Origin of the sequence: Micavibrio aeruginosavorus EPB, from assembly GCF_000348745.1 — a bacterium.
In the GTDB taxonomy this organism is placed as follows: Bacteria; Pseudomonadota; Alphaproteobacteria; order Micavibrionales; family Micavibrionaceae; genus Micavibrio; species Micavibrio aeruginosavorus_A.
This window is the reverse complement of record NC_020812.1, coordinates 1,490,212-1,505,602: the sequence shown is the minus strand read 5'-3', so window position 1 is coordinate 1,505,602 and position 15,391 is coordinate 1,490,212. Positions and strand designations below refer to the sequence as shown.

16 protein-coding genes are annotated in these 15,391 nt (G+C 54.7%); 9 read left to right on the top strand and 7 right to left on the bottom strand.

Going from position 1 to position 15,391, the window contains the following annotated elements; translation table 11 throughout:
• The first annotated feature begins 53 nt into the window (after positions 1-53).
• The 7 genes from A11S_RS07040 to A11S_RS07010 all read left to right on the top strand — a co-directional run bounded on the left by A11S_RS07040 (position 54) and on the right by A11S_RS07010 (position 8,193).
• On the top strand, positions 54-1,244 hold the full coding sequence (locus tag A11S_RS07040) for a type IV pilus twitching motility protein PilT (RefSeq protein WP_015467812.1): 1,191 nt from the start codon (positions 54-56) through the stop codon (positions 1,242-1,244).
• Entirely contained in the window at positions 1,241-2,371 is a 1,131-nt protein-coding gene (locus tag A11S_RS07035) for a PilT/PilU family type 4a pilus ATPase (RefSeq protein WP_235067545.1), read from the top strand. The genes A11S_RS07040 and A11S_RS07035 overlap by 4 nt, the downstream gene beginning before the upstream one ends.
• A 178-nt stretch (positions 2,372-2,549) precedes the next feature.
• A complete protein-coding gene (locus A11S_RS07030; RefSeq protein WP_041802563.1) occupies positions 2,550-4,430 on the top strand; it encodes a type II and III secretion system family protein in 1,881 nt (626 codons plus the stop codon).
• A 123-nt stretch (positions 4,431-4,553) separates the two neighbouring features.
• Positions 4,554-5,324, top strand: a complete 771-nt coding sequence (locus A11S_RS07025; protein ID WP_015467809.1) for a hypothetical protein — start codon at positions 4,554-4,556, stop codon at positions 5,322-5,324.
• A gap of 13 nt (positions 5,325-5,337) precedes the next feature.
• Complete coding sequence (locus tag A11S_RS07020; RefSeq protein WP_015467808.1) at positions 5,338-6,102, top strand: hypothetical protein; 765 nt, start codon at positions 5,338-5,340, stop codon at positions 6,100-6,102.
• A 3-nt stretch (positions 6,103-6,105) separates the two neighbouring features.
• Positions 6,106-7,176 carry a helix-turn-helix transcriptional regulator gene (locus A11S_RS07015; protein WP_015467807.1) on the top strand — a complete coding sequence of 357 codons (1,071 nt, stop codon included), beginning with the start codon at positions 6,106-6,108 and terminating at the stop codon, positions 7,174-7,176.
• A 285-nt stretch (positions 7,177-7,461) separates the two neighbouring features.
• A complete protein-coding gene (locus A11S_RS07010) occupies positions 7,462-8,193 on the top strand; it encodes a type II secretion system protein (protein ID WP_041802560.1) in 732 nt (243 codons plus the stop codon).
• Positions 8,194-8,689: 496 nt separating this feature from the next.
• Here the strand turns inward: A11S_RS07010 and leuB are convergent, their stop codons facing one another.
• The 6 genes from leuB to leuC all read right to left on the bottom strand — a co-directional run bounded on the left by leuB (position 8,690) and on the right by leuC (position 13,695).
• Positions 8,690-9,811 carry a 3-isopropylmalate dehydrogenase gene (gene leuB, locus A11S_RS07005; RefSeq protein ID WP_015467806.1) on the bottom strand — a complete coding sequence of 374 codons (1,122 nt, stop codon included), beginning with the start codon at positions 9,809-9,811 and terminating at the stop codon, positions 8,690-8,692.
• 117 nt (positions 9,812-9,928) lie between these two features.
• Positions 9,929-10,531, bottom strand: a complete 603-nt coding sequence (leuD, locus tag A11S_RS07000; RefSeq protein ID WP_015467805.1) for a 3-isopropylmalate dehydratase small subunit — start codon at positions 10,529-10,531, stop codon at positions 9,929-9,931.
• A gap of 58 nt (positions 10,532-10,589) precedes the next feature.
• Positions 10,590-10,973: a GxxExxY protein gene (locus A11S_RS06995; RefSeq protein ID WP_041802558.1), complete on the bottom strand. Its 384-nt coding sequence runs from the start codon at positions 10,971-10,973 to the stop codon at positions 10,590-10,592.
• Positions 10,974-10,993: 20 nt separating this feature from the next.
• Positions 10,994-11,737 (bottom strand): HD-GYP domain-containing protein, encoded by a 744-nt coding sequence (locus A11S_RS06990; RefSeq protein WP_015467803.1) that lies wholly within the window; start codon positions 11,735-11,737, stop codon positions 10,994-10,996.
• Between the two features lie 2 nt (positions 11,738-11,739).
• The gene (locus A11S_RS06985) at positions 11,740-12,267 is read right to left on the bottom strand and encodes a hypothetical protein (RefSeq protein ID WP_015467802.1); all 528 of its coding nucleotides are present in this window, start codon (positions 12,265-12,267) and stop codon (positions 11,740-11,742) included.
• Positions 12,268-12,279: 12 nt separating this feature from the next.
• A complete protein-coding gene (gene leuC, locus A11S_RS06980; protein ID WP_015467801.1) occupies positions 12,280-13,695 on the bottom strand; it encodes a 3-isopropylmalate dehydratase large subunit in 1,416 nt (471 codons plus the stop codon).
• Positions 13,696-13,940: 245 nt separating this feature from the next.
• On the opposite strand from leuC, the gene A11S_RS06975 reads away from it, so the two are divergent.
• The gene (locus A11S_RS06975; protein ID WP_015467800.1) at positions 13,941-14,288 is read left to right on the top strand and encodes a hypothetical protein; all 348 of its coding nucleotides are present in this window, start codon (positions 13,941-13,943) and stop codon (positions 14,286-14,288) included.
• Positions 14,289-14,331: 43 nt separating this feature from the next.
• A complete protein-coding gene (locus A11S_RS06970) occupies positions 14,332-14,544 on the top strand; it encodes a hypothetical protein (RefSeq protein WP_041802556.1) in 213 nt (70 codons plus the stop codon).
• Between the two features lie 82 nt (positions 14,545-14,626).
• Here the strand turns inward: A11S_RS06970 and rplS are convergent, their stop codons facing one another.
• A complete protein-coding gene (rplS, locus tag A11S_RS06965) occupies positions 14,627-15,124 on the bottom strand; it encodes a 50S ribosomal protein L19 (protein ID WP_015467798.1) in 498 nt (165 codons plus the stop codon).
• Between the last annotated feature and the right edge of the window lie 267 nt (positions 15,125-15,391).

Here is a 15,391-nt window from a genome sequence, read left to right as displayed (position 1 = left end):
CATTAAAGTGAGCATTGGGTCCATGTCCGGGCCATCATCAGGGGAGAGCCGCCTTGGATATTCTTCAGCTTTTGCGCTTTACGATTCAGAACAATGCGTCTGACTTGCACTTGAGTCCGACCAACCCGCCGGTTATCCGGGTGAACGGGGAGATGAAGCGGATCAAGGCCGATCCGCTGCAAAGTGATGACATTCGCACCATGCTCTATTCCGTGATGAACGAGGATCAGCGCGCCGATTTCGAACGCGAGCTGGAGCTGGATTTCGCTATTGCCTACGGTGAAAAGGCTCGTTTCCGTGTGAACGCCTTTACCACCCGAAACGGCACGGCCGCCGTTTTCCGTTCCATTCCGTCATTGATTCCGACGATGGAAGAGCTGGAATTGCCGCCGATCATCCGCCGTTTTGCCGAGCTGGAAAAGGGGCTGGTTCTGGTGACCGGTCCGACGGGGTCGGGTAAATCGACCACGCTGGCCTCGATCATCAACTATATTAACGAAAATCACGCCAGCCACATTATTACGGTCGAAGACCCGGTCGAATTTTTCCATGCCTCGAAAAAGGCGGTGGTGAACCATCGTGAAATCGGCACCGATACCAAATCATTCTCCAAGGCTTTGCGCAGTTCGTTGCGTGAAGACCCGGACGTTATTCTGGTGGGGGAGATGCGGGATTATGAAACGATCTCTCTGGCTCTGACCGCGGCGGAAACCGGGCACTTGGTGTTTGGTACGCTGCACTCGAACACGGCGGCCAAGACGATTGACCGTATCATTGACGTGTTCCCATCGGGGGACAAGGAAATGGTTCGCGCCATGTTGGCCAGTTCGTTGCAGGGCGTTGTGGCCCAATCGCTGTTGAAACGGGCGGATGGATCGGGCCGGGTCGGCGCGTTTGAAATTCTGGTTGGTACCAACGCTGTGCGAAACCTGATCCGTGAAAACCAGATCGCCCAGCTTTATTCCATGATCCAGACCGGATCGCGTTACGGGATGACCACGTTGGAAGATTCTGTGAACGCTTTGCTGGAGCAGGGTGTGATTGACAAGGACGAGGCGCGCCGCGCCTTGCTGAAAACCACCGAAGACGAAGGGGCGCGCGATGAAGACAGTGTGGCGGCCTCGTTGGGTGGGGGTAAAATGTCCGAGACCATGACTCGGAAGCAGGCGGCCGTCGGTCGCGCCCCGGGGGCGCAGCCGCGCAAGCCGGGTGAGGATGATACGGGCGAGGGCTATACATTTTGACCGCGCCTTTAATCCTTCAGTACTTCCAGTCGATGAACGACAAGGGGGCGAGTGACCTCTACCTGACGGTTGGGTTCCCGCCGGCGTTGCGGATTGAGCAAACTCTGCTCAATCTGCGTGACACGCCCATCACGGTGGATGAACTGAATGAGATTATCGGGTCGATTTTTACCAGCCGCCAGCGCCGTGATTTTGAAGCGCATATGGAGCTGAACACATCGTTGGATGTGGGGAAGTTTGGGCGTTACCGCGTCAATGCCCTGCGCCAGCGTCAGTTTCCGGCTTTGGTTATTCGTCGAATTATTTCGAAAATTCCGAGCTTTAGTGAGCTTCGTTTACCTGAAAACTTAGCCCATCTGGCGATGGAACGTCGCGGCCTGATCCTTGTGACCGGGATGACGGGGTCGGGTAAATCGACCACGCTGGCGTCAATGATTGATTATCGCAACAGTCGCGAGCAGGGGCATATTATTACGATCGAGGACCCGATCGAATATTTCCACGAACACAAAAAATCCGTGATTACCCAGCGTGAAATCGGCGTGGATACGGAATCTTTCTCCGTCGCGTTGAAGAACGCGCTGCGCCAGCGCCCGGATGTTATTCTGGTGGGTGAGGTGCGCGACCGTGAGGTGATGGAGCAGGCCTTGACCGCCGCCGAAACGGGGCACCTGTGCCTGGCAACGTTACACACGAACAACACCTATCAATCCATTGAACGGATTGTGAATTTGTTCCCCGAAGATTACCACGCACAAATCCGCCTGAACCTGTCCATGAATTTGCGCGGTATTGTCTCCCAGCGTCTGGTTCCGGCCATTGGCGGGGGCATGGTTGTGGCGATTGAGGTGATGTTGAACCAGGGTCTGATCCGCGATCTGATCCATAAGGGTGAGATTACGAAAATCAAAGACGTGATGGAGCAGAACAATCCCATCGGTATGTGCACGTTCGACCAATCCTTGCTCCGCCTGTTTGCTGACGGATTGATCGCCGAGGAAACGGCCATCACCCAGGCTGATCTGCCTGGCGATATGAAGATCCGTATCCAGCAGGTGAAGATGGGCAAGAGCGGCGGCGATGCCTTTAAATCCATTGATACATCGTCGATTAAGTTGTCTGACTGATCGTTTTTTGGTTTCTATAATACTCTTCAAAAGTTCCATGATTCCCGCAATTATCCGCTGGCCAAGGTGTGGCAAAACGCATATCCTTGAAGGGTAATTCGAATCGCGGCCCCTTGCGTTCTTGTGGTGGATCGCTCCTCCTGTAACCCATCTTTTCGACCTTGTTGGTGACATTTCCATGCCTGTCAATTCACGCACCCTTCGTTCTTTCGGTCGCTTGTCCATGATGATCGTCGGCACATCTGCCACGGCCTTGATGCTGGGCGGCTGCGACCTGACGCGCAATTATCTGAAGGCTGATCGCAGCACCAATATGGAGTTCCAGGATTATCGTGACGCGCTCGCCCCGCGCATTAACGAGGAAAGCGACGAAGCCAAGGCTGCCAAGGTCGCGCAAAACAATATTCCCGATTTGATGCCGTATGTGGCCGCGCCGTCGAAGAACCTGAAGCCGATGCCGCTGGTCTCCATCTCGGTCAACCAGACGGTACCGCTGCGCGATGCGCTGTATCAATTGGCGGAGCAGGCGGGATATGACCTGGAACTGGACCCGAACATCACCGGTTCGGTTATTTTCACGGCGCGTGAACGTCCGCTGGATTCCGTGATCCAGCGTATTTCCGAGATTGCCGGTCTGCGCTACAGCTTTGATGATGATGTCCTGCGCGTTGAATTGGACAAGCCGTATCACAAAACATACAAAATCGATTACCTCAGCTATATCCGCAAAAGCGAAAGCGGGATCAGCAACGACATTTCCGTTGTGTCCGGCGGTACGGCCAGCACAGGATCGAAATTCGCCGCCAGTTCGTCCAGCGAAGCGGACTTCTGGGGTGAGCTCAGCACCAACTTGCAACAAATTCTCGGCGTGACCACGACGGCCGCCAGCCTGATGACCGCGTCGGACCCGACCATTACCGCGGCGGCCTCCAACCCGGCTCCGGTTGCTCCGGCAACGACGACCGATGCCAATGGTAACCCGGTTGTACAGGTTCAGGCCCCGCAGGCCGTATTGAACGTGACATCCCTGCCGACGACGCAGACCGACCCGAACAGCGGCATGTCCGCGGGTGAGGGTGGCGGTGCGGAGCCCAGCTTTGCCATCAACAAACAGGCCGGTATCGTTTCCATCTATGCGAACGACCGCCAGCATGCGCAAATTCGTGATTACCTGACTGAGCTGCGTTCGTCGGTTACGTCACAGGTTTTGATCGAAGCCAAAATTCTGGAAGTGTCCCTGACGGATGAGTTTGCAACGGGCATTAACTGGAACCTGCTGGAAGGGATGATTGGCGAATGGTCGTTGGGCTTTGATGTAACCGCGGCGGGTGGTTTGATCCGTCCGGATTTTGCCGAAGCCACCAACCCGGTATCCAACTTCGTTATGGGCTATGCCGGTAACGACGTCGAAGCCGTTATTCAGGCCATTTCCCGTTTCGGAACCGTGCGTGCATTGTCAAGCCCGCGTCTGACCGTTTTGAACAACCAATCGGCGGTTTTGAACGTGGCGGATAACCGCGTGTATTTCGAACTGGACATCGACGTTACGACCCAGGACAACAACACCCAGACCACAATCGACAGCGAGATCAAGAGCGTACCGGAAGGTGTTCTGATCAACGTTATTCCGTCGATCGATACCGAAACCAAAACCATTTCCATGGCGGTGCGTCCGACGGTTACGCGTATTGTTGATCAGGTGGCGGACCCGGCGGTGGCCTTTACCGTGGCGAACAACAACCTGGCCACCAACATTCAATCGCTGATCCCGGTTGTGAACATTCAGGAAATGGATTCCGTTGTTCGTGCCCATTCCGGCCAGCCTTTGATTATGGGTGGTTTGATGGAAGATCGTACACAAAGCACGCAACAGGGTGTTCCGGTTCTGTCCGAAATCCCGTTGTTTGGTAGCGCGTTCCGCAACCAGGTGGACAATATCCAGAAAACCGAGCTCGTGATCTTCCTGAAGGCCACCATTATTGATGGCAGCGGCATTTCCCCGATTGATCGCGATCTGTATCGTCAGTTCTCCGGTGACCGTCGCCCGGACAATATCTAGACGGGCAATATTTAATCGGTGGTTGAATAAACCAATATAAATAGGGGCCGGTGCTGGACGAATCCGCACCGGCCTTTGTATATTTGGCAGTGCAGTATGTCTTTCGCAAAAAGGATTGCCTCTATGCTCTTGTCCTGGCCTTTGATCCAGTATGTTTTGACCGCGGCGGTTCGCGACCGCATCGTTCTGGCGTTGTTGCTGGTCGTTGCGGTGGGGGCCAGCTTGTCGCTGTTCCTTGGGTCCGCCGCGTTGATTGAGGATCAGGTTTTCGCGCTGGTATTTTCCGCCGGCGGCCTGCGCTTTGCGGCGGTGGCGGGGTTGGTCCTGTTTGTCGTCTTTCACATGCGCCGTTCGTTTGATAGCAAGGATGTCGATTATTTGTTGTCGCGCCCGATTTCGCGGACCGGGTTTTTGGTGTCCCATGCTGTTGCATTTTCTGTTCTGGCCGTTGCCGTTGCTGCCGTGGTTGGTGGCACGTTGATGGCCATGGTTCCGGCGGCTGTCGGGGCGGGGCACGCGCTCTGGGTTTTCTCCTTGGCTGTTGAGCTGATTATCGTTGTCAATGTCGCGTTGTTTTTCTCCATGGTGTTGCCGGGGGCGGCGGCGGGGACGCTGGCTGTTTTCGGGTTTTATGTTCTGGCCCGGATTATTGGCCAATTGTTGGGCATCGCGAACAAGGCGTTTTTGGGGGACGACCTCTCCATCCTTGGGATTTTGATGAACGTCATTTCTGTTGTGATCCCGCGTCTGGATTTGATGGCGCAAACCACATGGCTGGTTTATGGCACAGAAAATTCATCCGTCGGTTACGGTTTTGTCGCGCTTCAGGGATTGGTCTTTACCGGATTGGTTCTGGTTGCGGGCCTGGTCGATCTGCGGCGCCGTCAATTCTGAGTGAGGTTCATCAATGGCCACAATGACCGCGCACGATAAACGGGGTTTTGATTTTACACGGTGGGGCTTGCCCGCTTTGCTGATCCTGATGCTTGCGTGCAATATCGGGTTTTGGACCCAGGCCCGCCATGCGCGCACGACATGGGGCAATGTTCCACCCGTCCCCAGCGAACGCGGTGCAACCATCGCGATGCTGGGCGATGCGCAGATGGGCTATCGTGTCTATGGCTTGATGCTTCAAAATCTGGGGGATATTGGCGGGCGTATTACCAACCTGGCGCAATATGATTATACGGCGTTGAAGGATTGGTTTTTTCTGGAAGACAGCCTCGATCCGAAATCCAACTATATTCCTGCGTTGGCAGCCTATTATTACGGCGCAACGACGAAGCAGGAAGATTTAACCCCCGTCATTGATTATCTGGAGGTCATCGGCCAACGGCCAGAGCCGCAAAAATGGCGCTGGTTGGCGCAGGCCGTGTTCCTGTCGCGCTATACCCAGAATGACCTGGTGCGGTCTTTTGATCTGGCGACCAAGCTGGCGAATTTGTCGACTCCCGATATGCCCGCATGGACGCGGCAGATGCCAGCCTTCATCCTCGTCGCTCGGGGAGAGAAGGAAGCCGCCTATGATATTCTGATGGGGATGTTACAAAACGATGCCGAAAAAATGGATCCGGCGGAAATTCGCCTGATCCGGGATTGGATCTGCGACAAAATTCTGACCCCGTCACAGGCGGCGACCCATCCCGTTTGCACATCCATTCCGGGGGGCTAGGGTATGGATCTGGAGTCGTTGAAATTCACCATTCCCGAAATCCTGTCCTTGATTGGACTGGTGCAGTGCGTTTACGTTCTGGTGTACATGGCGTTTCGTTCGGGAAGCTGGGTGCGGGCGGCCATTCCGTTTGTTTATTTCTTTGTTCTGGCTTGTGCGTTTTTATCCGGCTTTGCGACGCGCTTTATCGGCGGGTCTATTCCGCATTTCACAACCATTCAATGGGCGCTGTGGTACATGGGGCCGCCTTTGTCCGTCCTGCTGATGATCCAGATTGCGCGTATGTCGGAATTGCCGCGCTGGTTCAATTTTTTTGTTTTACTGCTGGTGCCCGTGGCGTTGGCCGTGTCCGTGTTTGCGGCGTCGCTGGATTCCGAATGCAAACCGTTGGATGAATGCGCAACGTATGGCGACTGGCTGACCGTGACCGGGTTGCTGGCGGGGGCGATCAGTATGGCGGTCATGTGGGCGCAACGGGCGATTTTGCAACAAATGCAAACCCAGCCGGGCGGGGCGGATCGGTACTGGCTGGTGCTGATGCTGGTGTTTACCAACCTGTTTTTCCTCACCACCATGCTGCTGGCCCTGACCCCGGTTCTGGGGATGGATGACGCGGTGGTGATCCGGACCATCTGGGGGCTGGGGTTTGTCTATCTGGCGGGGACCAGCCTGTTTCGCATTTACCCGCAAGCCTTGAAACTGGTCGCGCGGGGCGAGGCCAAGGGGGCGGGGGATTTGTCTGGCGCGGACCGGGATCTGGCGCAAAAGATTGACCAGTTGTTAACCATGGAGAAAGTCTACCACGAACCGACCTATGGCCGCGCCCATCTGGCCCGGGAATTGGGGGTATCGGAAACGGCGATTTCCCGCGTGGTCAACCTGCATTTCGGCAAAACTCTGCCGCAGATTTTGAACGAACGCCGCGTGGCGGATGCCAAAATCCTGCTCCGCGATACCAAAGCCCCGGTCAAAACCGTGGCGGAGGAGGTGGGTTTTAACTCCATCGCATCCTTTAACCGGGTGTTTAAAGAGATCGAAGGCGTGACGCCGGGGCAGTTTAGGGACAAAGTTTAGGGCCTCGATCATGCGCTTCACGGCGGTGATTGTAATGTTCTCGATTCATTCTGACAAACCGCCTTCTCAATCCGTCAAAATGGGTGGATCACCCTGTCATTTTTAATACTCCGTTTACCAAAAACGCCGCATTCTGAAACGGTTAGGGGTTCTCTGTGTGTGCGGAGCGTGTATAATTTTCACGAATCGTTTTCGCGCGCCGTTTCCGGCGGCGGGGCGGTTTTTCGAAACTGCAGTTCTTAACAAAACCTCTCTTCAATGACGTCAAGGTAAGGAGATTTCTCTATGACTAAATCTATTCACACGACCAACCGGTCCCAGGCGGGCTTTACGCTCGTCGAACTGGCCGTGGTCATGATCATCATCGGTCTGCTGATCGGTGGGGTTCTGAAAGGCCAGGAGTTGATTAACAATGCGCAGATTGCCGCTACTGTTGCGCAGGTTAAGGCGACCGATGCTGCGGTTACAACCTTCCGAGATAAATATAACGCCATACCGGGCGATATGTTGAGCCCGGGCACACGGTTGCCGAATTGCACGACGACTGGTAGCTGTAGTTCAGCCGGGAACGGTGATGGTCGTCTTGCAAACAATCCGAGTACTTTGCCAACCAATGCTGAAGGTGCCCGATTCTTTGTGCACATGGCTGCTGCAGATGTATACAGTGGTGTGAACCCTGATGGCGGTGCCTCTTGGGGGGGAATCTATCCGGCTGCTAAAATCGGTGGTGGTTTCTTTGCTGGATACAGCACCGGAGCTGCGGCTGATTTCGTTGCAAACGGAACTAACGCCATGGGCGGGCACTATTTAACTCTTACCCAGTTGGTTGCAAACGCGGCTGCAGGAACGGGTGCTGTTAGCCCAAGCCAAGCTTTCCGCATTGATACAAAAATTGATGACGGTAACCCTACGGCAGGATCTGTTCGTGCTTTTGGTACAGGTTGCTTGACGGGGACCACGTATGATGAGCGCTCTGCTCAAATTGCTTGCGGTCTGCAATTGCGCATCCAAGGCTAATCTCGCCTAATAATCCCAATAAACGAAAAGCCCCCGGTTCGCGGGGGCTTTTTTGTTGGGATGGTTTTGAAAAACTTGGAAATCTGCGGGTTTTGCACTTTTTGACGCGGGGCCGCGAAATGGGGTATTGTAGGGTTATCTTCTAGGTGAATGAGAAGAGAGAGGCGGCCGGGTCAAACCCGGCCGTACTTTTTTTGTGCACCATTCTCTTCGTCATTCCCGCTTTCCTGCTTTCCCCCTTCGCATAAAGCTACGAGCGACGAAGTCGCGGGAATGATAAAAGGTGATGAGGGGACCGGTGCATAAACACAATATCTCCCTCGCCCCCCTCTGGGGGGAGAGGGATGTGGAGGCTTAGGCGGGACGCCTTAGCCGAAGCTGGGTGAGGGGGAAATATCTGGATGCTGCCGGGGTGGCGCTGGTGCGCCCATCCCCCCACCCGGCCTCCCCCCTTGGAAGGGGGGAGGAGTGAAGGGAAAAGAAAGGTGGCGGGCGGTTAGGCCGCTTTGCGTTTCAATGCGCTTTCAAACGCGGTGATGACCGCATCGCCCATCTGCGATGTCGTTACGGTCTTGCTGGTTTTCTCCGCGATGTCCGCCGTGCGGGTTCCGGCGTTCAGGACGGATTGCACTGATGCTTCCAACGCATCGGCCAGATCGCCGCGATCAAACGAATAGCGCAATGCCATCGCAAACGACAAGATCGCGGCCAGCGGGTTGGCTTTGCCTTGGCCCGCAATGTCCGGGGCGGACCCGTGAACGGGTTCGTACAAGGCCGGTTGTTTGCCATGCGCATCGCGTGCGCCGAGGGACGCCGAGGGCAACATGCCCAGCGACCCGGTCAGCATCGCGGCTTCGTCCGATAAAATATCGCCGAACAGATTGTCGGTGACGATCACATCAAACTGGCGCGGGTTGCGCAGGAGTTGCATGGCGCAGTTATCGGCGTACATATGCTCCAACGTCACATCGCTGTAATCGGACGTATGCAGGGCGGTGATATCCTCGCGCCACAATTTACCGGATTCCATCACGTTGGCCTTTTCGCATGATGTCACCTTGTTTCCACGTTTGCGGGCCAGTTCAAAGGCCACGCGGCCCACGCGGTGGATTTCGGATGTGGTATACACTTGGGTGTTGACGCCGCGGCGTTGCCCGTTGCCCAAATCGGTAATGCCGCGCGGTTCACCGAAATACACGCCGCCGGTCAATTCCCGCACGATCAATATATCCAGCCCGCGCACGATATCTTCCTTCAACGTGGAGGCCCCGACCAGCGCATCAAACACAATTGCCGGGCGCAAATTGGCGAACAGCTCCAATTCTTTGCGCAGTTTCAGCAAACCTGCTTCCGGGCGGATATTGTAATCCACCTTGTCCCATTTCGGCCCACCCACGGCACCGAGCAGGACGCAATCGGCCCCCCGGCATTGATCCAGCGTGCTGTCCGCCAGTGGAACACCGTGTTTATCAATGGCCGCACCACCGATGCAATCATCCGTAATGGCGATATCGGTTTCGCCGGTTTCATTCAGGAAATGGATGATCTTTGCCACTTCGCCCATCACTTCCGGGCCAATGCCGTCACCGGGCAGGATTACGACAGAATGTTTGGTCATTTTTGTTGTCCTTTTTGTTTTTCTATTTGTCATTCCCGCAAAAGCGGGAATCCATGGTGATGTTCGACCGTTTGTATGGATTCCCGTTTTCACGGGAATGACGATGGAGATGTGGGGTTACAGCCACGGATGCGTGGCGTGGCGTTTTTCTTCGAAACTGTCGATGGATTTGGCTTTTTCCATGGTCAGGCCAATATCATCCAGCCCGTTCAACAGGCAATGGCGGCGGAAATTATCCAATGTAAATTCCGCGCGGATATTGCCGCTAGTGACCACGCAGTTTTCAAGATCAACCGTAATGGTTTCGCCGGGGTGCGTGGTCATGCGTTCCATCAGCGCATCCACCGTTTCCGATGGCAACGTGACGGGCAGGATGCCATTCTTGAAACAGTTATTGTAAAAAATATCGGCGTAAGAGGGCGCGATGACGCAGCGAATGCCAAAGTCCAGCAACGCCCACGGCGCATGTTCACGCGATGACCCGCACCCGAAATTATCTCCGGCGACCAAAATTTCGGCCCGGTCAAACGGGGCCTTGTTCAAAACAAAATCGGCCTTGGGTGATCCATCTTCGTTATAGCGCATATCGTTAAACAGGCTTTTGCCCAATCCCGTGCGCAGGATGGTGCGCAGGAATTGTTTCGGAATAATCATGTCGGTATCGACATTCATCAACGGCAACGGCGCGGCGATGGCGGTCAGGGTTTTAAACGGTTGCATGGGGTTTTCTTTCTTTTTTATAAACCACGAATGGACACGAATTCACACGAATAAGGGGTTATAAGATAATTCTTTCCCATTCGAGTTTAGGGTTTTTGAAGTTCAGGATAATTCCGATCCGTATATTGGATGCTTTGAGGTAATTGAGAACTTGTCCTCTCTCAGCTGGTCCGATTTTGTCCGTGGTTTTAAGTTCCACGATCATTTTTTCATTCACTATAAAATCGGGGATATATTCTCCAACGTTTTGACCTTTGTAAAATATAGAGATGTGTTTTTGCTGCTCTATTTTTAGGCCTTTATCTTGCAGTTCTATGGATAAAGCGTTTTCATAGACTTTCTCTAAAAATCCATGGCCCAACGTGTTTATGACGGTCATGGCGCATCCCACAACATCATAAACCTCATCTTTCATTATTAATTCGTGTTTATTCGTGTCCATTCGTGGTTCACATCAAAAAATTAAACACTCCCCACACTCACCGCTTTGCTTGCGGGCTTATGTGGGGTTGGGGCGTTTCCCGATGGTGTTCCCAGTTTTACGGATGTGAAGGCCGCCAGCAATTCCATGTCGTACATTTTGGCGCCCTTGTCCGGGTCGTGGTGCATTTTGTCCAACGCTTCGGCCGCGCTGCGCGGGGTGGGGCGGTCGGGGCGGGGTTTGGTGTACCCGTCAAACGCCTCAACAATCGCGCACAGGCGCACGGGTTTGGACAGCATATCGCCGGTAATGCCCGGGGGTGTGCCGCTGCCGTCCATGTGGGCGTGGTGGTATTTGATAACATCGCGCATCAAATCCACAAACGGATGATCCAGATCGCCCAGATGATCGTCCAGCAGGGCGAGGCCCAGATCGGGGTGCTGGCGTGTCAGCGCTTTTTCCTCTGGTGTGGGTTTGCCGGGTTTGTCCCATGCCTCCACGGGCACCATGCGTTTGCCGATGTCGTGGGCCAGCATGGCCCAATACAGCGCTTCCTGCACCTGTTCCGGTTGGCCCAGATGGGCCGCGGTTTTGCGCACGTCATCGGATACGTCATAGGCATGTTTGTGAAAGATGTATTGAATGTCCGGGTTGCGGGCCAGCCGCTGGCGGTCATACAGCTCCAGCTCCTTCAACTGATTTTCGATGAAGGGTTTGATGATGTTTTCAAATTCCGGGTCGTTGCGGATATCAAAATCCAGCCAGGCTTGCGCAATGTCGCTCATGCTTATGGTTCCAGCTTTGGAGATCTGGGTTTGATGCCGGGGTTTTTGCGATGGGTTTTGGCATCGAAATCATCCGGCACGGGGGTGATCCGGCGGGACCCGGGGAATACGGGGTCGCCATTGCTATGCCCCCCAGCGAAGATGCCACTGGCATAAATGCTTTGCATGTGGTCATCCAGAAGGATGGCATCGTCCGGTTCGAAATGGTGGCCCTTGTAATCAATCGGCGCATACATAATGAAACGTGGTTCGGCGTTCGGAGTTTTGTAAATGACCGGTGTTTCGGTATAGGCCGATTGCGATCCATCATGTTCCACGCGCACGCAAATGGCGCGGTGTTCAATACCCGTTTGCGCGACCAGATCAGGATGATCCTGATTCATACGATCCAGAAAAACGGAACGCAGGTTTTGAGGGTTAGGATTGTTTGTATGCTTGGCCAGATCTTTTTGCACTTCGGCGTCCAGCGCCTTGGCGGCGGCCAGGGATTGTCCCTGTAATTCATAAACGGCGTAATATGGGTTGCTCATGATACCCGCTCCTTATTTTTGAAATTCACGAATGTCGGTTAAGTGGCCGGTAATGGCGGCGGCGGCGGCCATGGCGGGGCTCATCAAATGGGTGCGGCCCCCGCGGCCCTGACGCCCTTCGAAGTTGCGGTTCGATGTCGATGCGCAACGCTCACCCGGGGCCAGGCGGTCTTCGTTCATGCCCAGGCACATGGAACATCCCGGTTCACGCCAATCGAAACCGGCTTCGATAAAGATTTTGTCCAGACCTTCTTCTTCGGCCTGTTCCTTCACCAAACCGGATCCGGGAACGATCATAGCGTACACGCTGCTGGCGACATGTTTGCCGCGCACCACATCGGCCACGGCGCGTAAATCTTCGATCCGGGCGTTGGTGCACGACCCGATGAAGATTTTGTCGACCCTGACATCCTGCATCCGCATCCCGGCTTTCAGACCCATATAATCCAGCGCGCGTTCCATCGCGGCGCGTTTATGCGGGTCGTTTTCCTTCGCCGGGTCGGGGACGTTGCCGGTGATGGAAACGACATCTTCCGGGCTGGTGCCCCATGTTACGGTGGGGGTGATGTCTTCGGCGCGCAGGACCACTTCGGTGTCATATGTTGCGCCGGGGTCGGACGGCAGAGTTTTCCACCATGCGACGGCTTTGTCCCAATCTTCACCCTTCGGCGCCATCGGGCGGCCCTTGATAAAGGTGAAGGTGGTTTCATCCGGTGCGATCAATCCGGCGCGTGCGCCGGCCTCGATCGACATGTTGCACATGGTCATGCGGCCCGCCATGTTCAGCGCGCGCACGGCGTCGCCCGCATATTCAATGACGTGGCCGGTTCCACCCGCGGTACCGATCTTGCCGATGATGGCCAAAATCATGTCTTTCGCCGTGACGCCAGCGGGCAGGGTGCCATCCACCGTGATGCGCATCGTCTTCGCGGGCTTTGTGATCAATGTCTGCGTGGCCAGAACGTGTTCGACTTCGGACGTGCCAATGCCAAAGGCCAGCGCACCGAATGCACCGTGTGTTGATGTGTGGGAATCGCCGCACACGATGGTCATGCCCGGTTGGGTTAAACCCTGTTCCGGGCCGACGATATGTACGATGCCCTGACGGTGATCGCTTAACCCAAAATATCGAATACCAAAATCCTTGCAGTTTTGTTCCAGTGTATTCACCTGCAACCGGCTTTCCGGATCGCTGATGCCTTGATCGCGGTGTGCGGTGGGAACGTTGTGGTCGGCGGTGGCCAATGTGGCTTCGGGGCGGCGCACTGTGCGGCCCGACATGCGCAAGCCTTCGAACGCTTGCGGTGATGTGACTTCATGCACCAGATGACGGTCGATATACAAAACGCATGTGCCATCATCACCACGGTCAACCACATGGTGATCCCAGATTTTTTGATACAAGGTTTTGGGGGCGGCGTTGGTCATGATGGTTTTTTCCTGCTATCCTAAAGGCCATAAACTGGCGGAAATCCTTGATTAGAGTAGGGCAGATCGAGGCAAATCTGCAAGCCCGCCTGTCAAACACCGATGAATCCCGTCTTTATTTTAGGGTTGGGTCTTTAATTTTTCCGTAACTATATGATTTCTATAATGGTATATCGGAACTTGTGCGATGCAACAACATCGGAGAGCAGGAACCGACCCGCATAAACAAGAGAGAAGGATGCGCTATGTCACACCCCAAACGCTGTTTTCCGCGGGAGGATGTTGCAATTGCGATGCCGGATACGCTGTGCGCCATGGACCCCGACACCCGCGCGGCTTTTATTCGCAACAATACCGGGGATGTCTGCATCACATTTTCTGATCCCACCTATGTGCGCGCCGAAACCATAGTGATCGATGAGGACAGCAGTGCTGTTTACGCGATCCTGCATGAACGCGCGCATTACCTTGGCAACCTGTCGCGCGCGATGGCGACATCGTTTGCGAAGAACGATCATGTGTTGCTGTCGGCGTTGCGGCCCGATGGTTCGATTTTAGAAAGCTCGACACCGATGAAGGTTGGACGAGCGTGAGGCAAGAAAATTTTTCACTGCGTTGCGTAATGGAGGGGTGTAAATGTCCGATGGATCAAGAACAGCAACATTTTTAAATCAAGGGCCGCTGAGTGTGGAAGGAGACGTCGATGTCCTGCGCCCGGTTCAGGATGTCGCGCAAACAATTTCACCACCATCGTCGGCGGGGTCGCGGGCGGTTCCGCATTTGAACCAGCCCGTCGCGGGCGGCGGGGGTGCGGCGATCGGGATTATGATGGCGCGGACAGCGGCGTGAGCTGATATAGCGAAAAGATGAAACGAAAAAGGCGCGAAGGATAACCCTCGCGCCTTTTTGTATTCGTGCATAAAGCCGAAGATTATTTCTTTGCGGCTTTGCGGGCGTCTTTTTCCGCTTTGGTTTTCTTGTTGGACTTCTTAGCGGCTTTGGCTTCCGTTGCGGCGGCCAATGTTGCTTCGTCCTCAACCAGGCTGTGGCCGGTGGTGCGCTCGGCGATACGAGCGGATTTACCCTGACGGTCACGCAGATAGTACAGTTTCGCGCGACGAACGGAACCACGACGGACCAGTTCGATGCTGTCGATACGCGGGCTGAACAGCGGGAATACGCGCTCTACACCTTCGCCATAGCTGATCTTGCGAACGGTGAAGCTGGAGTTGGCGTCGCTGCCTGTGCCTTTACGGGCGATGCAAACACCTTCGTAAGCCTGAATACGCTCGCGGGCATCTTTACCGGTGCCTTCGCTGATCTTCATGTTTACTTTTACGGTGTCGCCCGGGGAAAATGCCGGAATTGCTTTGCTGTTTGCTTTCAGCTGAGCCAAGTGTTTGGCTTCAAATTTCTGCAGGATATTCATCGTTTCGTTCCTTTCAATTGACCCTTATCGGGGCCCGATATCGCCAGACACAAACCTGACGGCGGCCCACTTGTCGTTTTCATGGGTTTACTCAAGGCGGGTTTTTACAGATTTTATGGGGCTGTTGCAAGGGAAACCGTGGCTTTTCAGGCACTTTTTTGCGCCGCCGCGCAGATAGTTCCGGGCAGAACGGGGCGGTTCCTTGAAAAGGCGGGGGTGGCGGGCTAGGGTTTGGGCTTAACATATAAAAAACGAAAACAATGGGGT